This is a genomic window from Krasilnikovia cinnamomea (genome assembly GCF_004217545.1).
Taxonomy (GTDB): Bacteria; Actinomycetota; Actinomycetes; order Mycobacteriales; family Micromonosporaceae; genus Actinoplanes; species Actinoplanes cinnamomeus.
The window spans coordinates 1-25,557 of the sequence record NZ_SHKY01000001.1 but is presented as its reverse complement, the minus strand read 5'-3'; the positions used below and the strand labels follow the sequence as shown (position 1 = coordinate 25,557).

The window sequence follows — 25,557 nt, the reverse complement described above, 5'->3', positions numbered from 1 at the left end:
GGGTTCACTCTCCGGAATCGTCGTAGGTCACGAGGTGGCACAGGGTGTCGATGTCGCCGCGGGCCAGCCGGGGCATGACCTCGGGCAGCTCGGTGAACCGGCACCGGCCGGTGAGCAGCGCGTCGAAGGCCGGTTCGCGCAGCAGGCCCAGCGCCAGCGCCAGCCGGTCGGCGTAGCTGCGCCGGGCGCGCCGGGCCGGGGCGACCGCGCCGACCTGACTGCTGCGTACGGTGAGCCGCCGCGAATGGAACTGCTCGCCGAGCGGCACGCTCACCGGCCGGTCGCCGAACCAGCTCAGTTCCACCACCGTGCCCTCGAACGCGAGCAGTTCCAGGGCCCGGGTCAGCCCCGCCGACGTGGCGCTGGCGTGCACTACGAGGTCGCAGTCGCCGGCCGCCTCGGCGGGCAGCGCGAAGCCCACACCGAGCGCGTCGGCGATCTCCGCCCGGGCCGGGTTGGCGTCGACGAGTTCGACCCGGGCGCCCGGGAACCGGGCCAGCACCGCCGCCACCGCGCAGCCGACCATGCCGCCGCCGATCACGGCGATCCGGTCGCCGACCAGCGGGGCCGCGTCCCACAGCGCGTTGACCGCGGTCTCCACGGTGCCCGCCAGCACGGCCCGGGCCGCCGGCACCCCCGCCGGCACCACGGTGACGGCGTCGGCGGGCACGACGTAGCGGGTCTGGTGCGGGTACAGGCAGAAGACGGTACGGCCGGTCAGCTCGGCGGGGCCCTGCTCGACCACCCCGACGTTGAGGTAGCCGTACTTGACCGGCGCGGGGAAGTCGCCCAGCTGGTAGGGGGCGCGCATCGCGGCGTGCTGGCTGTCCGGGACCCCGCCCCGGAACACCAGCGTCTCCGTGCCGCGACTCACCCCGGAGTACAGCGTGCGGACCAGTACCTCGCCCGGACCGGGCTCGGGCACGGCCTCGTTGCGCAGCTCACCGACGCCGGGGGCGGCCAGCCAGAACGCGCGGGCGGTGCTCACGGCGTCTCCTTCGCTCGGGGTACGGCCCGATCGTGGTGGATGGGACGGGCCGGGCGGCGCTGTCCGGGGGCCACCATAGCCGCCAGCGATCATGGCGGCGGGTGAACCGGCTCACGGCGGCCGGGGCGGGCATCCGGCTCACTCGCGCAGGGGAACGGGGGAACCGGATTTCTCGCCCGCCCGCTGAACCGTTCGCCGGATGCGAGCGTGTTCTCTCAGGACGGCGGCAGGAGGCCGCGCCAGACATCGGAGGAACCGTGACGATCGGAAGAGCAACGGCCCCGGACGCACCGTCTCGAGGTGCCGCCGCTGGGCTGGTCGTCCTGTTCGCCCTGCTGGCGGCGTTGTCGGCCACGGTCGGCATCGGCGCCGTGGGCTGGCTGGCGGGCCTCGCGTACGGGGCGGTCCTGACCGGGGCGCTGGTGGTCGGCGCGCGCCGGACCGGGCTGCGCCGGCTGGGCGCGGCGAACCTCGTCACGTTGAGCCGGGCGCTGCTGGTCGGCGGGGTGACGGCCCTGGTCGCGTACTCGTTCGAGCGTCCCGCGCCGACCGCGGTGCTGGTCGCCCTGGTCGGGGTGGCGCTGGCGCTGGACGGTGTCGACGGCCAGGTGGCGCGGCGTACCGGCTCGACGACCGCGCTGGGCGCGCGGTTCGACATGGAGGTCGACGCGTTCCTCATCCTGGTCCTGAGCGTGTACGTGGCGGGGCCGCTGGGCTGGTGGACGGTCGCGATGGGGGCGTACCGGTACGTGTTCGTGGCCGCCTCCTGGGCGCTGCCGTGGATGAACCGCGCGCTGCCCCCGCGATTCTCCCGCAAGGTCGTGGCGGCCGCCCAGGGCGTGGCGCTGGTCGTGGCGACGGCGGGCATCCTGCCCGCCTCGGTGAACCTGGTCGTGGTCGCCGCCGCCCTCGTGTCGTTGACCTGGTCGTTCGTCCGTGACTCGGCATGGCTGTGGCGCGCCGAGCGGGCCCACCGCGCGACCGTCGCCGCCACAACCCACACCACCCCGCTGGCCGTCCCGGTTCGGCGTCGCCAGCCCGCCCCCATCCCCGCCTCCGTCAGCGCCTGACCCACCTCGTCGCCGCTGCCCGCAGCGCGCGGCGGCAACTCAGCACACCTGTCCCCTTCCGTGCGGGGATGCGTGACAGGCGCGCGGCCGCTCTCGGTTTGGAAAGTTGGGGCCTTCAAGTCCCACCGGGACCACAAGTCTCCAAGGTCTGACAGCGCGCGGTCAGACGACGCGATTCGGTGGCCGGGGGTCAGGCGATGCGGGTGATCGCGGACGGGGGTGGGGTGGGGACGGTGCCGGGGTGCAGCGCCGCCGCGATCGCCTCCACGCCGTCGACCAGTCGCGGGCCGGGCCGCACCACCAGCGCGTCGCCGTCGACCGCCCACACCTGAGCGCCCGGGAAGTGCGCAACGACGTGCCGCGCCTGGCCGGCCGCCCCGTCGAGATGGAACCCGCACGGCGTGACGAGCACGACGTCCGGCGCGGCGGCGGCCAGCTCCGCCCAGGTGGTCTCGACGGACTTCGCGCCGGGGCGGGCGGCGACCGGCTCCCCGCCGGCGGCCGTGACCAGGTCCGGGACCCAGTGCCCGGCGGTGAACGGTGGATCCACCCACTCGACGACCGCCACCCGGGGCCGGGGGCGCCCCGCCACGGCCGCCGCGACGGTCGCCAGCCGGGCGCGCAGCGCCGTGATCAGCGCCGCCGCGCGTTCGGGCACGCCGGTGCGGGCGCCGACCTCGGCGATCGTGCCCAGCACCTCCTCCAGCGTGTAGGGGTCGAGGGATACGACGTCCGCCCGGCAGCCGAGATGCGTCAGCGCGTCGGAGACCTGCCCGGACGGCAGCGCGCACACCCGGCACAGGTCCTGCGTCAGGATCACGTCCGGATCCAGGCCGGCGAGGGCGTCGGCGTGCAACGTGTACAGGTCACCGCCCGCGGCGAGCTGGCTCTTCACGTACGTGTCGATCTCGGCCGGGTCCATCCCGCGGGTGTCCCGGCCCCCGACCACGACGGCCTTGTCGGCGCGGGCCCGGGGCGGCTCGTCGCACTCGAAGGTCACGCCGACCAGGTTTTCGTCGAGCCCGAGCGCGTAGACGATCTCGGTGGCGGACGGCAGCAGGGACACCAGGCGCATGTCCGGCAGTCTGCCCCACCCTTACTCCCGGCGCGGTGGCGGTGGCGGGTGGGTCGCCGTCAGCGGGCCAGGGTGCGGGCGATGAAGTCGAACGCCTCAACGCGATTGTCCGGACCGCGAAACGGTGGCCGGGCCCAGCCGCTACCTAGATGACACAGAGTAATGATCGTTTGCCCGACCGGACCATTGAACACTCAGCGTCATGATGCCTAGCCTGATGATCGTTCGCGTGCCGCCGCCCGGCTGCACCGTGACGAGCGGAGTTTCTGTGAGGCTGAGCGAGCTGGCCATGGCGGCGGTGATCACGGTTGGTGTCGGGGGTGCTTCTTACGCTGCGGTGGATGTCCAGGGGTTGACCCGGTCCGCCGAAGCGGTCGCGCAGCGGGCCACCTGCCGGGCCGTCGACCAGGCCATCGTGGCGTACTACGCGGAGCGCGACCGGGTGCCGCAGCGGCTGGCGGACATCGAGCCGTACCTCACCGGCGACATCTCGGCGTACCGGATCCGCGACGGCCGGGCCGCGGGCCCCGGCTGCCCGCCGCGCACACCGCGCTGACGCCACCCGCGCGGCCGGTTGGCGCGGGCCGGGACCTGGGCCGCGCGGAGAATGGCCGGCGGTGCCTGTGGGGCGCGGCGTCGTTCGGTCAGCGCGGGGTCATACGATCGGCGGCGACAACGACGGTCGAGCACAGGAAAGGTCTCATGGAGACGCTCGAGTTCCAGGCCGAAGCCCGCCAGCTGCTGCAGTTGATGGTCCACTCGATCTACTCGAACAAGGACATATTTCTCCGCGAGCTCATCTCGAACGCGTCCGACGCGCTCGACAAGCTGCGCCACGCCGCGCTCGTCGACGGCCTCGAGGCCGACACCTCGGATCTGCACATCGAGCTGGTCGTCGACGCGGACGCGCGGACCCTCACGGTGCGCGACAACGGCATCGGCATGACCCGCGAGGAGGTCGTCCAGCTCATCGGCACGATCGCCAAATCGGGTACGGCGGAGCTGCTGCGCAAGCTCAAGGAGAGCGGCGCCGACTCGCGGGAGCTGATCGGCCAGTTCGGCGTGGGCTTCTACTCGACGTTCATGGTCGCCGACCGGGTGTCGCTGGTCACCCGCAAGGCCGGCACGCACGACGCCACGAAGTGGGAGTCCGACGGCACAGGCACGTACACGATCGACACCGTCGTCGGCGCGGAGGTCGGCACGACGGTGACGCTGCACCTGCGCCCCGCCGACGAGCAGGACGCGCTGTACGACTACACCGACGAGTGGAAGATCCGCCAGATCGTCAAGCAGTACAGCGACTTCATCGCCTTCCCGATCAGGATGGGCGACAGCGTCCTCAACTCGATGAAGGCGCTGTGGGCGCGGCCGCGCTCCGAGGTCTCCGACGAGGAGTACAAGGAGTTCTACCGCCACGTCAGCCACGACTGGAACGATCCGCTCGAGATCATCCAGATGAAGGCCGAGGGCACCTTCGAGTACGAGGCCCTGCTGTTCATCCCGTCCCGCGCGCCGTTCGACCTGTTCCAGCGCGACGGCCGGCGCGGCCTGCAGCTCTACGTTAAGCGCGTGTTCATCGCCGACGACAGCACCGAGCTGATGCCGGACTACTTGCGCTTCGTCAAGGGCGTGGTGGACGCGGCCGACCTGTCGCTGAACATCTCCCGCGAGATCCTGCAGCAGGACCGGCACATCCAGATGATCCGCCGCCGCCTGGTCAAGAAGGTCCTGTCCACGGTCAAGGACCTGATGACCAACGACGCGGAGAAGTACGCGACGTTCTGGCGCGAGTTCGGCCGGGCGGTCAAGGAGGGCCTGCTGGCCGGCGACGACAACCAGCGCGCCATCCTCGACATCGCCTCGTTCGCCACCACCGTGGGCGCCGAGCCGACCACCCTCGCCGACTACGTGGGCCGGATGAAGGAGGGCCAGGACGCCATCTACTTCATGACCGGCGAGAGCCGGGCGCAGGTGGAGAACTCGCCGCACATGGAAGCCTTCCAGGCCCAGGGGTACGAGGTGCTGCTGCTCACCGACCCGGTCGACGAGATCTGGGTGGACCAGATCACCGAATACGACGGCACGAAGCTGCAGTCGATCGCCCGTGGCGCCGTCGACCTGCCCACCGACACCCCGGCCGAGCCGGAGAAGGAGCAGGAGCTGACGCCGCTGCTGACGTACCTCACCGAGGCGCTCGGCGAGCACGTCAAGCAGGTACGCCTCACGCACCGGCTGACCACCTCACCGGCCTGTTTGGTCAGCGACGCCGACGACATGACCCCCACATTGGAGAAGATGTACCGGGCCATGGGGCAGCAGGTGCCCCCGGTCAAGCGGATCCTGGAGCTGAACCCGGAGCACCCCCTGGTCACCGGCCTGGGCTCCGCGCTGGCCGACCGCGCCGACGACCCGGCCCTGAAGGAGACCGCCGAACTGCTGTACGGCACGGCCCTGCTGGCCGAGGGCGGCGACCTGGCCGACCCGGCCCGCTTCGCCAAACTGCTGGCGGACCGGCTGGCCCGTACGGTGTGACGACCGTCGCCGTGACGGCCGTCGCGACGGCGGCCGTCACGGCTACCCGTGAGTAGGGTTGGCGGCGTACCCCTCGATCCCTGGAGGCACGTTGTCCACCCGTTCCACAGAGGTCCGGCTGGCGGCCCGGCCGCACGGCTGGCCCACGCGAGAGACGTTCGAGTTCGCCGAGACCAAGGTCCCCGATCCCGGCCCCGGCCAGGTGCTGGTCCGCAACCTGCTGATGAGCGTCGACCCGTACATGCGGGGCCGGATGGACGACCGCGAGTCGTACGTGGCGCCGTACGAGGTGGGCAAGCCCCTGGAAGGCGGGGCGGTCGGTGAGGTCGTCGCGTCCGGCGACGAGCGGATCAAGCCCGGCACGACCGTGCTGCACGGGCTCGGCTGGCGCGACTACGCGCTGCTGGACGCGAAGCACGTCAACCCGGTCGACCCGTCGGTGGCGCCGCTCGGGGCGTACCTCGGCGTGCTCGGCATGCCCGGGCTGACCGCGTACGCGGGGCTGTTCGAGACCGCCGAGTTCAAGCCCGGTGACGTCGTGTTCGTCTCCAGCGCGGCCGGGGCGGTCGGGCAGGTCGTGGGCCAGCTCGCCAAGCTCAAGGGCGCGGGCCGGGTCGTCGGCAGCGCCGGTTCCGCCGCCAAGGTGGCGTACCTCACCGATGAGCTGGGCTTCGACGCCGCGTTCGACTACCACGACGGGCCGGTGCGTGACCTGCTGGGCGCCGCCGCGCCGGACGGCATCGACGTCTACTTCGACAACGTGGGCGGCGAGCACCTGGAGGCCGCGATCGGCGCCATGCACGTGCACGGCCGGATCACGATCTGCGGCATGATCAGCGTCTACAACGCGACCGAGCCGACCCCGGCGCCGCGCAACCTGCCGATGCTGATCAGCAAGCGGCTCACGATGCGCGGCATGCTGGTCCGCGACCACGCGAAGCTGCAGGGCCGGTTCCTCGCCGAGATCGCCCCGCTGCTGGCCGAGGGAGGCCTGCGCAACCGGGAGACCGTGCACGAGGGACTGGCGCAGGCACCGGAGGCGTTTCTCGCGATGCTGCGCGGCGACGGCGTCGGCAAACACCTCATCCGCATCGCCTCCTAACGGCACACGCGCCGAAGCCGCACGAAGCCCCACCCAGATCTTGAAGAGTCCCGGTGCGGACCGGACCCGAAGTCTTCGACATTGCCTTGGTTGATGGCGTGGGTGGCGTGGGCGTGCTGGCTGGATCTTGGTGAGCTTCGGTGCGGACCGGGCCCGAAGTCTTCGACATTGCCTTTGTCGGTGGCGTGGGTGGCGTGGGACGCGGGGGTGCTGGCTGGATGTTGGTGAGTTTCGGTGCGGTCCGGACCTGAAGTCTTCGACATTGCCTTCTTGGGGTCGTGCCTGGCGTGGACATCGGAGCCAGGGGGCCGCCAGCCGGATCTTGAAGAGTTTCGGCGCGGGGTGGACCCGAAGTCTTCGACGTTGCCCTTGTTGATGGCGTGCGTAGCGTGGCTGCGGGGGCCAGTCGGATCTTGGAGGGTTTGGGTGCGGGGCGGACCCGAAGTCTTCGACATCGATTCTTCGGCCGGTCGGACGGCTTAGGGCGGCCCCCGGCGTCGATGTCGGGGCCGCTGCGTGACGCGCCGACCGTGGCTCCGGCGCCGTGGCTCCGTGGCTCCGTGGGTCCGGGGCTCCGGGGCTCCGTGGGTCCGTGGGTCCGTGGCTCCGTGGCTCCGTGGCTCCGTGGCTTCTGGGTCCGTGGCTCCGTGGCTTCTGGCTCCGTGGGTCCGTGGCTTCTGGGTCCGTGGGTCCGTGGGTCCGTGGCTTCTGGGTCCGTGGGCTCGCGTGCGAGGCGGGAGGGGCTGTGGCTGTGGTGTCGGTTGGGTTGGGGGGCTCGCTGCGGTGGTTAGCGGGGTGAAGCGGTGAGGGACAGGGTGGCGAGGCGCGGGTCGGCCAGCCAGGCGCGGGGACCGGCGTGGCCGACACGGATCCCGGCCACCGCGACCGCGTACCCCAGAGACCCGGGCAGGTCGGACAGCGCGCCGTCGCGGGCGACCGCGACCGCGAGCGCCCCGTGGAACACGTCACCAGCACCCGCGGTGTCCACCGCGGCGACCGGCGGCACGGGCACCTCACCCGCGGCCCCGGGTGCGAACCACCGCACCGGCTCCGGCCCGGCGGTGACGGCGACGTGCCGCGCGCCGAGGTCGAGGATCGCGGCGGGATCGGGCAGTTCCGGGTGGCGGAACGTCGCCGAGCACGCCACCACCTCGGCGTGCGGCAGGACGTCGGCGAACACGGGACGCCAGCTGCCCGCGTCCACGATCAGCGGGCGTCCGGCGCGCGCCGCCGCCGTGGCCAGCGCGGGATGGTGACCGTCGACCAGCACCGCGTCCGCGCGCGACAGCACCCCCGTCAGCGCGGCGGGGGCGGGAGCGGACAGCCCGCCCGCGTTGCGGCTCACGATGCTGCGCTGGCCGGTGGCCGCTAGCACGGTCACGGCGGAGACCGGGGGAGGGGTGCTCGCGGTGGGGGTCGCGTCGAGCACGCTCACCCCGTACGTGGAAAGGTCGGCGCGGATGACCGCCGCCAGCGGATGCGTCCCCACGGCCGTGACCAGGGTGACCTCGGCGCCGAGCGCGGCCGCCGCGACGGCGGCGTTGGTGGCCGGGCCGCCAGCGGCCAGCTCGGCGGAGCCGGCCTCCACCTTCTCGTCGGCACCGGGTATCCGGTCGACCCGCTGAATCAGGTCGACCGTGGCCAGACCGACACAGACCACGCGTACGGTCACGAAGCGAGGTCGGAGACGAACACGCCGATCCCCTGGGCGAGGTCCGCGGCGGTGTTGCCGATTCCCTGCGCGATGTCCGCCGCGGGACCGGGATGCGTCCCGATATAGAACACCAGCAGTATGGCCAGGATCCAGCCGATGAGCTTCTTCATCGCCAAACGCTTCCTTCCGAGGTCGCGCCGGTGGTCCTCAGTTGATCGTCACATGAAAACCCGGCCGATGCTGGGTACCTCGGGAGGCTGCCGGATTGGCAACGACGGGGAGCGGCGGTCCGGTCCGGCTCGATCCGAGCTGGTCCGAACCGGCGGGCCCGGAAGGACGGGAGCGGCGGCGGGCGCGGAAGGACGGGAGCGGCGGCGGGCGCGGAAGGACCGGAGCGGCGGCGGGCGCGGAAGGACCGGAGCGGCGGCGGGCGCGGAAGGGCCGGAGCGGCGGCGGGCGCGGAAGCCGTCGCGCTGGGCGGCTTCCGCGCCCGGGGCGGTCAGCCGCCGGTCCGGCCGTTCTCGGCGTCGCGCCAGGCGAGCCAGGAACGCAGCGGGCCGAGGTCCGGGTCCGGGCCGCCCACCCCCACGGTGAACAGGGATACGCCCAGCTCACGCAGCCGCCCGCCCAGTTCGGCCGGGTTGCCGCGTACGCCGGTGGACAGTTCGATCTCCGCCGGGTCCCGGCCCACCTCCGCGCAGTGCCGGTGGAGAATCTCGACCTTGCGGGCAACGGTGTCCGGGTCGCCGAAGCCGTGCCAGATGTCCGCGTGCCTGGCCACCAGCCGCAGCGTCTTGCGTTCGCCGCCGCCGCCGATCAGCACCGGGATCTTGCGGGTGGGTGGCGGGTTCAGCTTGCCCAGCCGGGACTCGATGCGCGGCAGCGCGGCGGCCAGGTCGTCCAGGCGGCCGCCCGCCGTGCCGAACTCGTACCCGTACTCCTGGTAGTCCTTCTCGAACCAGCCGGAACCGATGCCGAGGATGAGCCGGCCGTCGCTGATGTGGTCGACCGTGCGGGCCATGTCGGCCAGCAGTTCCGGGTTCCGGTAGCTGTTGCAGGTGACCAGCGCGCCGATCTCCACCCGGGCGGTCGCCTCGGCCCACGCGCCCAACATGGTCCAGCACTCGAAGTGCAGCCCCACGGGGTCACCCGATAGGGGATAGAAATGGTCCCAGTTGAAGATGACATCGACGCCGAGATCCTCGGCCTCCGCCGCGGTGCGGCGGATCGCCTTGTAGTCCAGATGCTGCGGCTGAAGCTGCAGTGCTATCCGCACCGGTCGATCGATCATGGGGCTCAGCCTAGTGCCGGACCGCCAGGATGTGATTCAGCCCTCGCAGCACGGGCAGGTTCCTCCCAGCTACGGTCCGGACAATGGGCACCATGCGACGACGGAATCTGCTGCTCGGAGTGCTGGCCGCTGCCGCCGGAGCGGGCGGCGTGTCCGCCTGCTCGAACGGGGGCTCGACGGCGACCACGGGCTCCGGCACGGTCGCGCCGACCGCCACCCCCGGCAGCCCGCCCCCCGTGCCGGCCTCGGCCGAGCCGATCCTCGCCTCGACCACGGCGTCGTCGCTGGCGCCGCGCGAGGTCACGCCGTACACGCCGCCGACCGGCAGCGCGCCCGCCCAGGCGTACGCGGTGGGCCGGCGTGACATGTCGTTCACCCGCGGTGACCGGCCGCTGCCGACCCGGGTGTGGTATCCGGCGTCGGGCACGCCGGGCAGTCCCACGCCGGTGGTCGACGCCGAGCCCGCCGCGGGCCGGTTGTTCCCGCTGGTGCTGTTCAGCCACGGCCTGACCTCCACGCCCGAGGCGTACGCCGACATCCTGTCCCGCTGGGCGCAGGCCGGGTTCGTGGTCGCCGGGCCCGCCTACCCGCACACCTCGTACGGGGTGCGGGACTTCCAGCCGACCGACATCGTCAACCAGCCCGCGGACGCGTCGTTCCTGCTGGATCAGCTGCTGGGCATGGGCGATCCGCTGCGCGCGATCATCGACCCGGAACGGCTGGGTGCCGCCGGGCACTCGGGTGGGGGCATCACGACGGTGGGGCTGTTCAGCGCGGTCCGTGACCCCCGCCTGAAGGCGGGGGTCGTGTTCGCCGGTACGGACTTCCGGGGCCAGCCGTTCGCCGGCCCGCCCGCCGCGATGCTGTACGTGCACGGCCGCCACGACAAGACGGTGACCTGGCAGGCCGGGCACACGGTCTTCGAGGCGACCCCGTGGTCGCGGGCGATGCTGTCGATCACCGACGGCGGCCACGTCACGGAGCCCGGCGACCTGGCGCCGACCGCCGGGACCAGCACGGAGTTCCTGCGCTGGGCGCTGTACGGCGACACCGCCGCGCGGGACCGCATCCCCGCTGCCGCGGCCCTCGACGGGGTGGCGACCCTGGAGAGCCAGCTCTAGGCGGTGCTCTCGCGCACGACCAGTTCGGCTGCACAGCAGGTGCCGGGGCCCGGCGACCAGGCCGATCCGGCGGTGCCCGAGCGAGGTCGGGTCACTGCCGGGTCGCGGCGGAGCGCCGTTCCACACCCGCGGCGCCTCGGGCGTCCGGCATTATCACCCCGTTCAGCGGCACCGGCCTGGCCGTCCGGATTACCCCCGGACGGGTGATCTGCGCGGGCGCCCAGCCCTGCGGGGCGATCACGGCGACGGTGCTCGCGTCCTCCGGAGCCCCGTGCCGTTAGTTCCCGATGTGCGCAGCAACCGAATTCGACTGAAATCATCAGCGCGCCGGATCCTGGTCGGCGCGGTCTCGCTCGGCCTCATGGCGGCCGGCAGCGTGGCGATCGCGGCGGTCGTGGACAGCACCCCGTCCACATCCCCCAGCTTCAACGGCTCCGTCTTCGCGATCGCCTACCGCGGCGACACCGTGTACGTGGGCGGCGCGTTCACCAAGGCCGTGGTGGCCGGCAAGGCCGTCGTCCGCAACCGGCTCGCCGCCTTCGACGGGCGGACCGGGGCGCTGCTGCCGTGGAACCCCGGCGCCGACAAGACCGTCCGGGCCCTCGCCACCGACGGCACGATCATGTACGCGGCCGGAGACTTCGGCGTCATCGGCGGCCAGAACCGTGACTCGCTGGCCGGTCTGGACCCGACGACCGGCGTGCCCACGGCCCTCAAACACGGCATCCTCGGCCAGCCCAACGCGCTGGCGGTCGCCGGTGGGCGCCTCTACATGGGTGGCCGGATCACCGGAGTGGACGGCGTCGCCCGGGCCAACCTGGCCGCGTTCAGCACCGCCACGGGCGCGCTGGACACGGGGTGGGCCCCGACGACGGACGACGCCGTCAACGCGCTCGCGGTCGCGAACAACAAGGTCTACCTCGGCGGGCGCTTCCACCGCACCAACAACGTCCCCTCCACCCTGCGGCTGACCGCGGTGGACCCGGTCACCGGCGTGCTCGACGCGGCCTTCAAGCCCAAGCCCGTCTCGCAGGTCTTCGCGCTCGCCACCGACGCCACCGGGGTGTACGCCGCGCTCGGCGGCAAGGGCGGGCGCACCCTCGCCTACACCTTCGCGGGCGCGACCCGCTGGACCCGCGTCTTCGACGGCGACATCCAGGCGCTCACCGTGTTCGGCGGCAACACGTACGTGGGCGGGCACTTCGACAACGCCTGCACCACCACGAACAACGGAGCCCAGGGCGTCTGCACCGACGGCTCGATCCCACGGGTCAAGCTGGCCGCGATCGACGGTCAGGGAAACCTGCTGCCGTGGGCGCCGCAGGCCAACGGCGTCGTCGGTGTCCGGGTGATGACCAGCTCGGAGGGCCTGGGCATCGTCTCGGTCGGCGGCGACTTCACCCTGGTCAACGGCATCACCCAGAAGCGCTACGCCGCGTTCGTCGATCCGACGGCACGCTCGGCGGGGCCGCCCGCGCCACCGTCGCCGTTCGTCGCGTCGTACAACTTCGACTCGACGGTCGCCGACGGCACGTTCGACGACGGTTCCGGCAACGGGCACCTGCTCAAGGCGTTCGCCACCAACGGGGCCAAGGCCACCCTCGTCGCGCACGGCACCGGCCAGGCCGTCCTGTTCCCGCCGAAGTGCGCCGTCGCGGCGACCTGCGGGCGGCTCAACCTGCAGGCTGCGGACTCCGCCGACCTGAACCCGGGTACGCGGAACCTGCGCTTCGGGGCGGCCGTGCGGCTGTCCGCCACCGAGACCTCGTCGGGCGAGAACATCGTGCAGAAGGGCTACTCGACCTCGGGCGGGCAGTACAAGCTGCAGGTGGACGGCGCCTCCGGCAAGCCCAGCTGCGTCATGAGCGACCAGAACTCGACCACGCTGTACGTGGCCAAGAGCGCCCTGTCCATCTCGGACGGCGGCTGGCACACCCTGGAATGCCGGCGCGTCGGCACCTCGCTGACCATCCGGGTCGACGACGTGCAGCGCGGCGCCGCCATCCTGCCGGTCACCCTGTCGGTGGTCACCACCCAGCCACTGCGGATGGGTGGCAAGGGACTGGCCGTCAACAACGACCAGTACCACGGGTATCTCGACGACGTCTGGATCAGCATCGGCTGAGTGACGCGCAGGGCCCCGGCGGCCGTGGGGGACGGTCGCCGGCCGCCGGGGCGGAGGGACGCGCGCCGCGTCGATGGTCGCGGCGCGCGCCGGTCTACCCGGCGTACGCCGCGGTCGCGGGGGGAGTGGACACGGGGGACTCCTTCGGCACCGCCGCGAGGGGGATGGCGGATCGACGACAATCGTTCAGCGAATGTCATCAAAACGCAACACCGGGACCCCATGTGAAACAAGTTTCCCGGTCTCTTCGGACGCCTCGCAGGCGTGAAAATGGTGGGTAGGTCGCCCGCCGACGCCGCGTGATCTTGATCTGGTGAGGTCGTTAACAAGTTTGGCGCCGGGGCCCCGGACCTTGACGGGTCACGCAGTGTTGCTTCGAGCACGCCGGTCAGATTTTCGGTTCCCGACCGAGGCCCCCGGGCGGCCGCCCTGTCAACGGTGGGTCGATCACGGGGGGAAGGGAGGTAACCCGAGATGCGCGCGTTTCCTGAGGAGATCCCGGACGCCGAGTGTGAGGAGGTTTTGGCGCGGGTGTGCGCGATCGATGTGGCCAAGGAGTCCGGGATGGTCTGCACCCGGCTGCCCGGCCCCAGCGGGCGGCGTAGCAGCCGGGTCTGGCAGGTGCCGGCGACCACGAACGCGATCAGTGACCTCGCCGCCGCCCTGGTGGCCGCCGGGGTGCAGAAGGCCACCGTGGAGAGCACGTCGGACTACTGGCGGATCTGGTTCTACCTGCTGGAAGCCGCCGGGCTGGACGTGCAGTTGGTCAACGCCCGCGACGTCAAGAACGTGCCCGGCCGGCCGAAGACCGACAAGCTGGACGCGGTGTGGCTGGCCAAGCTCACCGAGAAGGGCCTGCTACGCCCGTCGTTCGTGCCCCCGGCCGAGATCCGGGTGCTGCGGGACTACACCCGGATGCGGGTGGATCTGGTGCGCGACCGGACCCGGTACTGGTCGCGGCTGGAGAAACTCCTCGAAGACGCCCTGATCAAGGTCACCTCGGTGGCGTCCACAGTGCGCACGATGTCCACCCGGGACATGGTCGAAGCCCTCATCGCCGGTCAGCGCGACCCCCACGCCCTGGCTGATCTGGCCCGGGGTCGACTGCGCGGCAAGCACCCCGCGCTGGTCGAGGCACTCACCGGCCGGTTCGACGACCACCACGGCGAGCTGGCCCGGATCCTGCTCGACCAGATCGACCGGCTCGACACCGAGATCGCTAAGCTCACCGACCGGATCGGGCAGCTGCTCGACCACGTCGACCCGCCCTCGCCCCCAGCGCCCCCCGGCAGTGACAGCGACGCTGCGGCAACGCTGCACGCCCGAGGGCGCCTGGCCGAGATCCCGGGGATCGGCACCGGCTCGGCCCAGCTGATCATCGCGGAAGTCGGGCTGGACATGACCCGGTTCCCCACCGCGGCGCACCTGGTGTCCTGGGCGAAGCTGTGCCCGCGCACCATCCAGTCCGGGACCAGCCTGAGCGCGGGCAAGACCGGCAAAGGCAACCCCTACCTCAAGGGAGCCCTCGGCATGGTCGCCGCCGCAGCGGCCCGCGGCAAGAACACATTCCTGTCCGAACGCTACCGGCGGCTGGTCAAACGCCGCGGCAAAGGCAAAGCCCTGGTCGCTGTCGCCCGGTCCATCCTCGTCATCGTCTGGCACCTACTCGCCGACCCGGCCGCCCGCTTCCACGACCTCGGCGCGGACTTCTACGACCGCCGCGTCAACACCGCCCGCAAGACCAACAGCCTGATCCGGCAGCTCGAAGCCCTCGGCCACACCGTCACCCTGCAACCCACAGCCTGACCACGCACCACCCACGCCCGGGTCGACCCATCGGCACCCGGCCAGGTCCCTGTGCGCAAGAACCGCCGTGGTACAGGTCATTTACCGGTCAGATGAGCGGAGATCGGGTCAGGCGAGGTTGTGCCGGGCCGTCGCGGGCGGCCGCAGACCCAGCATCGCCTCCGTCATCCGGACCGCGTCCACCGCCGCCGGCACGTCGTGCACCCGGACGATCCGGGCGCCCTGGGTCACGCAGAACACCACCGCCGCGACCGTGCCGATCAACCGGTCGTGCTGCGCCGCGTCCAGCGTCTCGCCGATGAAGTCCTTGTTGCTGACGGCGGCCAGCATCGGGTACCCGAGCGCCGTCAGCTCGCCGAGGCGCCGGGTCAGCTCCAGCGAGTGGTAGGTGTTCTTGTTCAGGTCGTGACCCGGGTCGATGACGATCTGCTCGGGGCGTACCCCGCGGTCGAGCGCCAGCTGGACCCGGCGGCGCAGGAAGTCGAGCACCTCGGCGGTCACGTCGTCGTAGGACGGGCGCGGGTACCGGGTCCGGGGCGCCGCCAGGCTGTGCGTGATCACCAGCGTCGCGTCGGTGCCGACGACCGCGTCCGCCATCGCGGGATCGCGCAGCCCCGAGGTGTCGTTGACCACCCCGGCCCCGGCCGCCACCACCGCGCGGGCCACCTCCGGGCGGAACGTGTCCACCGAGACCACCGCCAGGTCGCGGGCGGCCTCCACCACCGGCAGCACCCGCTCCAGTTCCTGCTCGGCGGTGACCTCCGGGCCGGGAGCGAACGGCACCCCGCCCACGTCGATCCAGTCGGCCCCGGCGGCCGCCGCCGCGCGTGCCGCCTCGATCGCCCGGTCGAGGGCGAACGTGGCGCCCCGGTCGTGGAACGAGTCGGGGGTCCGGTTCACGATCGCCATCACCGCGACCCGGCGGGAGAAGTCGAAGGTACGGCCGCCGATCACCCGCCGCGGGTGCGCCAGGTCCGGCCGCGCGACGCCGCCGGAGGTCACGTCGGTCACGGGCATGGCTCCCTGGCTGCGGTTCTGCGGCATCGCGAGACTAACAGCCGGCGCCGTCCGCCGAGGCCGGGATGTCGCTGCCGACCTGTCAGCGGGCAGGCGGGCTTTCGACATCGATAGACACTGATTTATCGTCCAACGGGTGATTGAGGATGGTCTGGGGCCGGGAGACGTGCGCGGACCGGTCCGCTATCTGTGGTGGCTCGTGCGCGGCCAGCGCGCGCGGGTCGCGGCCGGGGTGGCCGTCGGCACCGCGTGGATGGTGGGGCTGACGCTGCCGCCGTACCTGCTGTCGCTGGCCGTGGACCGCGGCCTGCAGCCGCGCCGCCCGGCCGCGTTGGCCGGCTGGGCCGCGGCCCTGCTCGCCGTCGGCGTCGCCAACGCCGTCCTGGCCATCGTGCGGCACCGCACCACGACGAAGATCCGGCTGGACGCGGGCCTGCGGACCGTACGCGAGGTGCTGGCGCACGCGACCCGGCTCGGCGCGGCCCTGCCGCGCCGGCTGCCGCCCGGCGAGGTCGTCACGCTGGGCATCGGCGACGTGTGGGTGCTCGCGCAGGCCCTGACCGTCACCGGCCCGGGAGTCGGGGCCCTGGTGGCGTACGTCGTGGTGGCGGCCCTGCTGGCCGGCATCTCGCCGCTGCTGGCGGTGGTCGTGCTGGCCGGGGCGCCGGTGCTGGCCCTGGCGGTCGGGCCGCTGCTGGGCCGGCTGCACCACGCCGACAGCCGCTACCGCGACCGGCAGGGCGACCTTGCCGCCCGGCTCGTCGACGTCCTCGGCGGCCTGCGGATCCTCGGCGGTCTCGGCGGCCAGCGGGCCACCGCCCGGCGGTACGGGCGCGACTCCCGGCTGCTGCGCGACGAGGGTTACCGGGTCGGTGCGGTGACCAGCTGGATCCAGGCCCTCGGTGCGGGCCTGCCCGCCCTGTTCCTCGCGGTGGTCACATGGCTCGGCGCCCGGCTCGCCGCGCGCGGCGACATCACGGTCGGCGACCTCGTGGCCGTGTACGGGTACGCCGCCGTGCTCGTCGTCCCCGTGGCGTTCCTCATCGAGGGCGGCTCCGACATCAGCCGGGCGCTGGTCGCGGGCCGCCGCGTCGCGGACTTCCTGGCCCTGCGCCCGGAGCACGACGTGGCACCGGCCGTACCCGCCCCGCGCGGCCCGGTGAGCCTGCACGACCCCGCCTCCGGCGTCACCGTGGCCGCCGGCCGGATCACCGCGCTGGCCGGTGCCCACCCCGCCGAGGCCGTCGCCGTGGTCGACCGCCTCGGCCGGTTCGGGCCCACCGCGGCGAGCTGGGCCGGGGTGCGGCTCGACCGGATCGCCACCGGCGGGCTGCGCGAGCGCATCCTGGTCGCCGACAACGAGGCCGAGCTGTTCGCCGGATCCCTGAACGACGTCGTGGCCGGCCGCTTCGACCCCGACGACGCCGCCCTGCTGCGCGCGCTCGACACGGCGCTCGCCCGCGACGTCGCGGACGGCCTGGCGGCGCGCGTGGAGCACCGCGGCCGCAACCTCTCGGGCGGCCAGCGCCAGCGGATCCGGCTCGCCCGGGCCCTGTACGCCGACCCGGAGGTGCTGCTGGCGGTCGAGCCGACGTCCGCCCTGGACGCGCACACCGAGAGCGCCATCGCGCAACGGCTGGCGGCGGCCCGCGCCGGGCGGACCACGCTGCTGGCCACCACGTCGGCGGCGCTGCTGGCCCGGGCGGACGTCGTACTTTTCCTGGTGGACGGCCGGGTCCTGGCCTGCGGCAGCCACCGGGAACTGCTGGCGACCGTGCCGGGCTACCGGGCCCTGGTCCTGCGCGGCGCGGACGGGCCGGTCGCCGCGCGACCCCGCTCGGCCACCCGGTGAGCGCCCCGGCGGCCGTGGGCGGCGGCGCGGCCGGTGGTCGCCGCGCGGCGGGCGGCCGGGTGGACGGCCTGCCGGTCGCGGACGGGCGCCGGGTGCGCCGCGCCATGGCGGGGCTGTTGTCCGCCGAGGCGCGCGCCGTCACCGGCATGGTCGGGCTCGCCGCCCTGGCCGCGGCCGCCGGGCTGGCCCCGCCGCGGCTGCTCGGGCAGATCGTCGACGCCGTCGCCGCCGAGGGCGCCGCCGCGGTGGCCGGGGTGGACCGGCTGGCCCTGGGCATCGTGGCCGCCACGGCGGCGCAGATCCTGCTCACCCGGTGGACGCTGCTGGTCGCGCACCGGTTCGGGGAGCGGACCGCGGCCCGGGTCCGGGAACAGTTCCTCGACCGGGCGCTGGGCCTGACCCCCGCCACGATCGAACGGGTGCCCGCGGGCGACCTGGCCGCGCGGGGCACGGGTGACGTCGGCGCCGTCGCGGCCACGCTGCGCGACGCCGTACCCGAGGTGTTCGTCGCCGCCACCCAGGCGGTGTTCCTGCTCGGGGCGGTGCTGCTGGTCGCTCCGGTGCTCGGCGCGGCCGGGCTGCTTTCCCTCGGCGCGGCGGCGATCGCGGTCCGCTGGTACCTGCGCCGGGCCCGGGCCGCCTACCTGGAGGAAGGCGCCGCCGGCTCCGCCCTCGCCGACGAGCTGGCGGCGACCGTCGCGGGAGCCCGTACCGTCGAGGCCCTCGGCCTGCAGGGTCGCCGCCTCGCCGGCGGCCGGGTCGCCGTCGACCGGGTCCGGCGGGCCCGGCTGCGGACCTTGTTCCTGCGCAGCGTGCTGTTCCCGCTCGTGGACGTGTCCTATGTGCTGCCCGTGGTCGCCGTGCTGCTGCTCGGCGGCGCCCTGCACCGGCACGCCGAACTCAGCCTCGGCGCGGTCACCGCCTGCGCGCTGTACCTGCGCCAGCTCGCCGCCCCGCTGGACATCATCCTGGTCTGGATGGAGCGCCTGCAGGCCAGCGGGGCGGCGTACGCCCGGGTCGAGGGCCTGGCCGCGGTCCCGCCCGCCCCGGCCCCCGGCACCGCCGCCCCCGCCGGGGACCGCATCGAGATGACCGGGGTGTGGTACGCCTACGACGGCGGGCCGGACGTGCTGCGCGGCGTCGACCTCACCGTGCGGCCGGGGGAGCGGCTCGCGGTCGTCGGCGTCTCCGGCGCCGGAAAGTCCACCCTCGTCCGGCTGCTGGCCGGGGTGGACCGCCCGCGCGCCGGTACGGTCACGGTCGGTGGCGTGCCCGTCGCCGACCTGCCCCCGGGGCTGCTGCGCCGCCAGCTCGTCCTCGTCACCCAGGAGCACCACGTCTTCCGCGACTCGCTGCGCGACAACCTGCGGCTGGCGGCCCCCCGGGCCACGGACACGCACCTGCGCGCGGCCCTGGCCACGGTCGGCGTGAACTGGCTCGACGAGCTACCGGCCGGGCTGGACACCGACCTCGGCCGCCACCCGCTCGACGGCGCCCGCGCCCAGCAGGTGGCGCTCGCCCGGGTGGTGCTGGCGAACCCGCACACGGTCCTGCTCGACGAGGCCACCGCGCTGCTGGACCCCCGGACCGCGCGGGGCGCCGAGCGGGCGCTGGCCGCCGTGCTGCGCGAGCGCACCGTCGTCGTGGTGGCCCACCGGTTGCAGACCGCCCGCGACGCGGACCGGGTCGCGGTGCTCGACGCGGGCCGGGTCGTGGAGCTCGGCAGCCACGACGAACTGGTCGCGGCCGGTGGCACCTACGCGGCGCTGTGGCGCTCCTGGCACGGCGACGGCGCGCGCTGACGGCCCCGGGTCCGGCTGTGCACGGCGGGCCGGGGCAGTCGGTGTCTCCGCCCGGCGGCGTGCCGGACAGGCCCGCCGCGGGGCCGTCTACCGCAGCACCGGTTCGGCCAGCGCCCCCTCGGTCAGGACGTGCACGGCGTCGACCGCGTCCAGGCCCTCGCGGCGGTGGGTGAACAGCAGCACGGACAGGCCCGCACCGGCGGCCAGCAGGTCCGCCATCAGCAGTCCGGCCTCGTCCTCGGCCAGGCCTTCGGTCGGTTCGTCGAGGATGAGCACGCGCGGTCCGGCCAGCAGCGCGCGAGCGGTCGCCAGCCGGCGCCGCTGCCCGCCGGAGACGGTGGCGCCGCCGGTGCCGAGCCAGGTGTCGAGCCCGTCCGGGAGCCGGGCCAGCCAGTCGCCGAGGCCGACCCGGGCCAGGACGGCGTGCAGGTCGGCGTCGGTCGCGCGGGGGCGGGCCAGGCGCAGGTTCTCCCGTACGGTGGAGGCGAAGACGTGTCCGGTGTCGTCGCCGACCAGGGCGATCGTGCCGCGGACGGCCTCCTCCGGCAGCGCACGCAGATCCGTGCCGTCGATCCACACCGTCCCTTCGCGCGGGTCGAGCAGCCGGGCCAGCACGGCGGCCAGCGTGGACTTGCCGCTGCCGGACGCGCCGAGCACCGCCACCCGCCCGCCCGCGGGCAGGTCCAGGTCGAGCCCGCGCAGCGCCGGTGGTGCGTCGGGGCGCCAGCCCGCCACGAGCCCGCGGACCCTGACCCCGGCCCCGCCCGCGCCTTCGACCGATGTCGCGGCCCGGTCCGCGCCCTCAGCCCACGTTCCGGTCCCGCCCGCGCCCTCGGCACTCGTCCAGGGGGCCGAGGGGGCGAGTGCGGCCAGCCGGGCCCGCGCGCCCGCCGCCCGGCGGCGGGCCACGGCCGCGTCCGGCAGCCCCGCCACGGGCTCGTTCAGGGCCACCGTGCCGAGCAGCAGCACGGCGGCCCATTCCGGCGCGACACCGGTGACCGCGCTCAGGACGGCGGCGGTGCCCACCACGGCCACTCCCCAGCCGAGGTGCGCCAACGCGGCGGCCCCGCCCGCGCTCCACGCCGCGCGGGCCTCCATCGTGGACAGGGCGAGGCTGCGCCGCTCCGGTACGGCCAGCGCCGCCCGCGCGTCGCGGGCGGCCAGTTCCTCCAGCGCGTCGACGGACTCCACCAGGGCGTCGCGCAGTTCGGCGCGGGCCCGCCCGGTGGCCTCGTCCAGTCGCGCGGCCCGGCGCCCGGCCAGCGCGGGCGCCGCCACGGCGGAAAGGCCCAGCCCGGCGGCGAGGGGGAGCAGGACGGCGGGCTGCACGGCCGCGGCGGCGACCCCGGCCACGCCCACGGTCAGCGCGGCGGCGGCCCGTGGCAGGCGTCCGCGCAGCAGCCCGTCCACCCGGGCGTCCACGTCGTCGACCACGCGGGTCAGCAGGTCACCACGGCGGTGCCGGTCCGGGCCCGGTACGCGGGGGATCAGGTCGGCGTACACGCGGGACCGCCAGGCGCCCAGGCGGGCGAAGGCGACCTCGTGCGACACCAGCCGTTCCAGGTAGCGCAGCAGTGGCCGGGCGATCGCCGTCGCCCGGACCGTCACGACCGCGGCCGACAGCGTCAGCACCGGCGGCATCGTGGCCGCCCGGACGAGCAGCCAGGCGGCGGCGCCGGTCAGCGCGATCCCGGCCAGCCACGCCGCCGCGCCCAGAACGACCGCCGTGCCGGGCCGCCGTACCACCCGGCCGAACCGGCGGCCGTCGACGGCGCGCGGCAACGCGGGTGCCGCCGGGGCGCGCTCCCGGCCGGCCGTGACCCCGCCCGGGCGGCCGGTGGCGGTGTGGATGGTGACGGCGCGGTCCGCCGCCGCCAGCAGCGCGGGCCGGTGCGCCACCGCCAGCACCGCGCAGCCGCGCCGGGCGGCCGCCCGCAGCTCCGCCACCACCAGTTCCTCCGCGGCCGGGTCGAGGTGCGCGGTCGGCTCGTCCAGCAGCAGGGTCACCGGTTCCCGGCGCGCCTGGTGCAGCAGTACGGCCAGGGCGAGCCGCTGCCGTTGCCCGGCGGACACGCCGCCGCCGTGTTCACCCAGCGCAGTGCCGGGGCCGAGTTCGCCGTCGAGGCCCACGACCCGCAGCGCCGCCGCGATCCCGGCCGGGTCGGGGGCCGCCCGCGGGCCGGTGGCGCGGGCGAAGACGTCGGCGACCGTACGGGCGTGCGGCAGCATCGGCCGCTGCGGCAGATAGAGCGGGCGCGGCCCCGTCACGATCGCGGTGCCCTGGCCGGGCGGCTGCAGCCCGGCCAGCACCCGAAGGGCGGTGGTCTTGCCCGCGCCGGACGCCCCGCGCAACGCCACGAACTCGCCCGCCGCCACCGCGAGTCCCGGCAGGACCAGGGCGTCGCAGGTGGCACCGGGGTGACGTACCCGGATGTCGGCTGCCGCGACACCGGGTGCGCCGCCCCGGTTCCCGCTCGCGGCGACGGTCCCGGTGGCGCCCGCCGGGCCGTTCTGACCGGCCGGCGCCGGCCCGGTGAGCACCTCGTCCACGTCGGAGATCACCGCGGTGGCGTCGGTGCTGGCGTGGAAGCGGGCCGCCATCTCCCGCAGCGGCCGGTACGCCTCCGGCGCCAGCAGGATCACCAGCAGGGCGGGTTCCAGCGCCAGATCCCCGGCCGCCACCCGGAGCCCGACGGTGACCGCGATCAGCCCCACGGACAGCGTGCCCACCAGATCAAGCGCGGTCGAGGAGAGGAACGCGACCCGCAGCACCCGCATGGTGGCCGCGCGGTGCCGCTCGGTCATCGCCGCGACGACCGGTACCTGCCGTTCGGCCCGCCCGTACCCGCGCAGGGTCGCCAGCCCGCGCACCACGTCCAGGAAGTGGCCCGCGAGCCGGGCGTCGGCGGCCCACCGCTGCCGGGCGCGCGCCTGGGTGGCCCACCCGATCAGTGCGCCGAGCACCGGTAGCAGGGGCAGGGTGGCGAGCGCGATCAGCGCCGAGGGCGGGTCCACGACGGCGATGGCGGCGACCACCAGCGGGGGCAGGGCCACGCCGAGAACGAGCGCGGGCAGGTACCCGCTGAACCAGGGACGCAGCGCGTCCAGCCCGGTGGTGAGCACGGCGGTCAGCCGCCCGGCGCCGTACCGGGCGGCCCAGGCGGGGCCCCGGCGCAGCGCCGCCGCCAGGACGCCGCGCCGCAGCTCGTCGCTGACCCGGGCCGCGGCGCGCTGGGCGACGACCTGCTCGGCCCAGGCGAACCCGGCCCGCGCGAGGTACGCCCCGGCCAGCAGCGCCACCGTCGCACCGTCGAGGTGTTCCGCGACCGTGCGGGCCAGCGCGACGGCCAGCAGCAGCGTCGCGCAGGCCTGCCCCGCCCCGATACCCGCCAGCGCGGCGATCGGCGTACGGCTGGCGCGGGCGTGCCGCAGCAGCCGCCGGTCCAGCGGGCCACGGGTCACGAGGGGACCCGCTCACTGGCGACCCGCCGCCGGAACACCCAGTACGAGAACCCCTGGTACACCAGCACGCCGGGCAGGATGAGCACCCCGGCCACGGTGAGCAGCCGCAGCGTGGATCCGGTGGCCGCGGCGTCGGCGAGGGTGAGCGACCACGCGGGGTTGAGCGTGCTGCGCAGCACGACGTCGCCGTGCACGGTGAACACCGCGACCACCGCGCCCGCCACCGCGAGCGCGGCGACGGTGAACGCCGCGCCCTCCCGCCGGTCGCGGGCCAGCAGCGCCACCCCGGCACACGGCAGCGCCGCGACCAGCGGGCCCGCCGAGCCGGTGACGGCCGCCGCCGCGACCAGACCCGCGCCGAGCAGCGCCGCCGTGGCCACGCAGACCCGCCGGGCGCGCCGCCGCAGCGGACCGGTGGTGCGCAGGGCCAGGAACGCCGCGCCGAGCAGCACCGCCACCGCGAGTCCGGCCGCCGCCCCGGCCGCCGCGGCCGGGCTCAGCAGCGGACCGAGCGTGCGGGACAGGCCGGTGCCGGTGACCTCGCCGGCGGGTCCGAGGGCGAGGCCGCGCACGAGCACCGCCAGCACCGCACCCCACAGCAGCGCGATCCCGGCGGAGCTGGCCGCCAGCGCGGCGTCGCAACCGCGCCGCCAGCGGACCCCGTCGGACTTGCCGCGGAACTCCAGCGCCACCCCCCGGATCGCCAGCAGCAGCAACAGCGCGACCAGCGGCAGGTACAGGCCGGAGAGCAGGGCCGCGTACCAGTCGGGGAACGCCGCGAAGGTCACCCCGATCGCGGCGACCAGCCAGACCTCGTTGCCGTCCCAGAACGGGCCGACCGTACGGATCGCCGCGGACCGCTCGTGGTCGTCGCGGCCGAGGAACACCGCCAGCAGGCCGACGCCGAAGTCGAAGCCCTCCAGCACGAAGAACAACACCCAGCAGAGTACGACCAGCGCGAACCAGAACGTGACCATCTGCGCTCCTCAGTAGACCGGGGCGGGTTCGGGGGTGTCCCGCTCGGCGCAGGCGGGCGCGGGCGCGGGGTCCAGGGGCTTGCGCGCGAGCCGCCGCACGAGGCGCAGCCAGACGACCGCGAGGACGCCGTACACGGCGGTGAAGCCGAGCAGGGAGGCCAGCACCTCGGCGCGGGTCAGGCCGGGGGACAGGCCGTCGGCGACGGTGGTGATGCCGAACGCCAGCCAGGGCTGGCGGGCCGTCTCGGTGAACAGCCAGCCGAAGGTGTTGGCCGCGGCGGGCAGCAGCGGCAGCACCGGCAGGGCGCGGACCAGCAGCCGGTGCGGGGTGCGCCCGCGCCGCCCGGTCCACAGGTACGCGGCGGCGAGCCCGGCGGCCAGCATCCCGATCCCGATCATGAGCCGGAACGTCCAGAACGCCACGGGGACCATGGGGATGTAGCTGCCGGGGCCGTACTGGGCGACGTACTGGGCCTGCAGGTCGTCGATGCCGGCGACGGTGGCGCCGGGGGAGCCCTTGGCGAGGACGGACAGCAGGTAGGGCACCTCGATGCTGAAGAACGGCCGCCCGTCGCCACCGCCGCCGAGGGCGAAGACGGAGAACGGCGCGCCCGCGGTGGTGGCGTACAGCGCCTCGGCGGCGGCCATCTTCATCGGCTGCACGCCGGTGATGACCTTGCCGAGGTAGTCGCCGGTGAGGGCGGTGAGCGCGCCACCGAGGAAGGTGAGCCAGGCGCCGAGCCGGGCGAGGGTGCCGAACGCCGCCCCGTCACCGGCGGCGGACTTCGCGGCGGACCGTGCCCGCCACGCGCCGATCGCCAGCAGCAGGGCCCCGCCGGCCATCGCGGCTCCGGCCATGGTGTGCGGGAAGGCGGCCAGGTTGACTTCGTTGGTCAGCAGCGCGGTGAGGCTGGTGAGCCGGGCGCGCCCGGTGGCGGGGTCGAGGGCGTACGCGACCGGGTTCTGCATGAACGAGTTGGCGGCCAGGATGATGAAGGCGGACAGCACCGTGCCGACGGCCACGACGACGATCGTGGCGGCGTGCGCCGCGCGGGGCAGCCGGTCCCAGCCGAAGTACCACAGCGCCAGGAACGTGGCCTCCAGGAAGAACGCGAGCATGCCCTCGATGGCCAGCGTGGGCCCGAAGACGTCGCCGTAGAAGCGGGCGAAGTTGCTCCAGCCGAGCCCGAACTGGAATTCCTGTACCAGCCCGGTGACCACCCCGACCGCGAACGTGACGATGAGCAGGGCGCCGACGAAGCGGGTGAGCTGCCGGTACTTGTCGGCGCCGGTGCGCAGCCAGGCGAGTTCCAGTCCGGCGGCGGTGGCGGCGAGGCTGATCGACAGCGGCACGAACAGGTAGTGGTAGATCGTCACGACCGCGAACTGCAGCCGCGTCAGATCGAGCACGTCCACGCGGGGGCCCCTCCTCTACGACGAAACGTAGTAGATACTACGACCCGTAGTACGACGCGGCGAGTAGAGTGGCTCACATGGCCGGGCTGGGCGACCTCGAGCGCGAGGTCATGACGCAGTTGTGGGACGCGGGCGAGCCGCTGACCGTACGGCAGGTGCACGAGCGGCTCAGCCGTGAGCGCGACCTGGCGTACACGACCGTGATGACCGTGCTGGACCGGCTCGCCAAGAAGGGCGTGGTGCGCCAGCAGCGCGCCGACCGCG

General features: G+C 74.2%; 19 protein-coding genes. 10 read left to right on the top strand and 9 right to left on the bottom strand.

What is annotated here, in order from left to right:
- Positions 1-4 precede the first annotated feature (4 nt).
- On the bottom strand, positions 5-988 hold the full coding sequence (locus tag EV385_RS00090) for a zinc-dependent alcohol dehydrogenase (RefSeq protein WP_130507574.1): 984 nt from the start codon (positions 986-988) through the stop codon (positions 5-7).
- A 257-nt stretch (positions 989-1,245) separates the two neighbouring features.
- Between EV385_RS00090 and EV385_RS35575 the strand changes: the two genes are divergently transcribed.
- On the top strand, positions 1,246-2,058 hold the full coding sequence (locus EV385_RS35575) for a CDP-alcohol phosphatidyltransferase family protein (protein ID WP_130507573.1): 813 nt from the start codon (positions 1,246-1,248) through the stop codon (positions 2,056-2,058).
- 190 nt (positions 2,059-2,248) lie between these two features.
- On the opposite strand, the gene EV385_RS00080 is transcribed toward EV385_RS35575, so the two are convergent.
- Positions 2,249-3,133, bottom strand: a complete 885-nt coding sequence (locus EV385_RS00080) for an ABC transporter substrate-binding protein (RefSeq protein ID WP_130507572.1) — start codon at positions 3,131-3,133, stop codon at positions 2,249-2,251.
- Between the two features lie 337 nt (positions 3,134-3,470).
- On the opposite strand from EV385_RS00080, the gene EV385_RS00075 reads away from it, so the two are divergent.
- The 3 genes from EV385_RS00075 to EV385_RS00065 all read left to right on the top strand — a co-directional run bounded on the left by EV385_RS00075 (position 3,471) and on the right by EV385_RS00065 (position 6,770).
- Positions 3,471-3,689, top strand: coding sequence for a hypothetical protein (locus EV385_RS00075; RefSeq protein ID WP_130507571.1), 219 nt, complete (start codon positions 3,471-3,473; stop codon positions 3,687-3,689).
- A 146-nt stretch (positions 3,690-3,835) separates the two neighbouring features.
- The gene (htpG, locus tag EV385_RS00070; protein ID WP_130507570.1) at positions 3,836-5,668 is read left to right on the top strand and encodes a molecular chaperone HtpG; all 1,833 of its coding nucleotides are present in this window, start codon (positions 3,836-3,838) and stop codon (positions 5,666-5,668) included.
- A 91-nt stretch (positions 5,669-5,759) separates the two neighbouring features.
- Positions 5,760-6,770: an NADP-dependent oxidoreductase gene (locus EV385_RS00065; protein WP_130507569.1), complete on the top strand. Its 1,011-nt coding sequence runs from the start codon at positions 5,760-5,762 to the stop codon at positions 6,768-6,770.
- A gap of 787 nt (positions 6,771-7,557) precedes the next feature.
- Here the strand turns inward: EV385_RS00065 and EV385_RS00060 are convergent.
- From EV385_RS00060 to EV385_RS00055, 3 genes are all read right to left on the bottom strand, one after another.
- A complete protein-coding gene (locus EV385_RS00060) occupies positions 7,558-8,442 on the bottom strand; it encodes a PfkB family carbohydrate kinase (protein WP_207229721.1) in 885 nt (294 codons plus the stop codon).
- Positions 8,439-8,594, bottom strand: coding sequence for a hypothetical protein (locus EV385_RS33680; RefSeq protein WP_165449339.1), 156 nt, complete (start codon positions 8,592-8,594; stop codon positions 8,439-8,441). The genes EV385_RS00060 and EV385_RS33680 overlap by 4 nt, the downstream gene beginning before the upstream one ends.
- A 329-nt stretch (positions 8,595-8,923) precedes the next feature.
- On the bottom strand, positions 8,924-9,715 hold the full coding sequence (locus EV385_RS00055) for an LLM class F420-dependent oxidoreductase (protein WP_130507568.1): 792 nt from the start codon (positions 9,713-9,715) through the stop codon (positions 8,924-8,926).
- Positions 9,716-9,807: 92 nt separating this feature from the next.
- On the opposite strand from EV385_RS00055, the gene EV385_RS00050 reads away from it, so the two are divergent.
- From EV385_RS00050 to EV385_RS00040, 3 genes are all read left to right on the top strand, one after another.
- Positions 9,808-10,836, top strand: a complete 1,029-nt coding sequence (locus tag EV385_RS00050; RefSeq protein ID WP_130507567.1) for an alpha/beta hydrolase family protein — start codon at positions 9,808-9,810, stop codon at positions 10,834-10,836.
- 361 nt (positions 10,837-11,197) lie between these two features.
- Positions 11,198-12,961: a LamG-like jellyroll fold domain-containing protein gene (locus tag EV385_RS00045; protein ID WP_130507566.1), complete on the top strand. Its 1,764-nt coding sequence runs from the start codon at positions 11,198-11,200 to the stop codon at positions 12,959-12,961.
- 474 nt (positions 12,962-13,435) lie between these two features.
- A complete protein-coding gene (locus tag EV385_RS00040; RefSeq protein ID WP_130507565.1) occupies positions 13,436-14,767 on the top strand; it encodes an IS110 family RNA-guided transposase in 1,332 nt (443 codons plus the stop codon).
- A 108-nt stretch (positions 14,768-14,875) separates the two neighbouring features.
- Here EV385_RS00040 and folP read toward each other — a convergent pair whose 3' ends face one another.
- Entirely contained in the window at positions 14,876-15,676 is an 801-nt protein-coding gene (gene folP / locus EV385_RS00035) for a dihydropteroate synthase (protein WP_242625209.1), read from the bottom strand.
- Between the two features lie 361 nt (positions 15,677-16,037).
- On the opposite strand from folP, the gene EV385_RS00030 reads away from it, so the two are divergent.
- Entirely contained in the window at positions 16,038-17,636 is a 1,599-nt protein-coding gene (locus EV385_RS00030; RefSeq protein ID WP_130512959.1) for an ABC transporter transmembrane domain-containing protein, read from the top strand.
- A gap of 104 nt (positions 17,637-17,740) precedes the next feature.
- Entirely contained in the window at positions 17,741-19,438 is a 1,698-nt protein-coding gene (locus tag EV385_RS00025; protein WP_130512960.1) for an ABC transporter ATP-binding protein, read from the top strand.
- Positions 19,439-19,525: 87 nt separating this feature from the next.
- Here the strand turns inward: EV385_RS00025 and cydC are convergent, their stop codons facing one another.
- The 3 genes from cydC to EV385_RS00010 are packed head-to-tail and all read right to left on the bottom strand — an operon-like array spanning position 19,526 to position 25,293.
- A complete protein-coding gene (gene cydC, locus EV385_RS00020) occupies positions 19,526-22,900 on the bottom strand; it encodes a thiol reductant ABC exporter subunit CydC (protein ID WP_130507563.1) in 3,375 nt (1,124 codons plus the stop codon).
- A complete protein-coding gene (cydB, locus tag EV385_RS00015; RefSeq protein ID WP_130507562.1) occupies positions 22,897-23,877 on the bottom strand; it encodes a cytochrome d ubiquinol oxidase subunit II in 981 nt (326 codons plus the stop codon). Before cydB ends, cydC begins: the two co-directional genes overlap by 4 nt.
- 9 nt (positions 23,878-23,886) lie before the next feature.
- Positions 23,887-25,293, bottom strand: a complete 1,407-nt coding sequence (locus EV385_RS00010; RefSeq protein ID WP_130507561.1) for a cytochrome ubiquinol oxidase subunit I — start codon at positions 25,291-25,293, stop codon at positions 23,887-23,889.
- Positions 25,294-25,370: 77 nt separating this feature from the next.
- Here EV385_RS00010 and EV385_RS00005 point away from each other — a divergent pair.
- On the top strand, positions 25,371-25,557 hold a 187-nt coding region (locus tag EV385_RS00005), incomplete at its 3' end, for a BlaI/MecI/CopY family transcriptional regulator (RefSeq protein ID WP_165449337.1).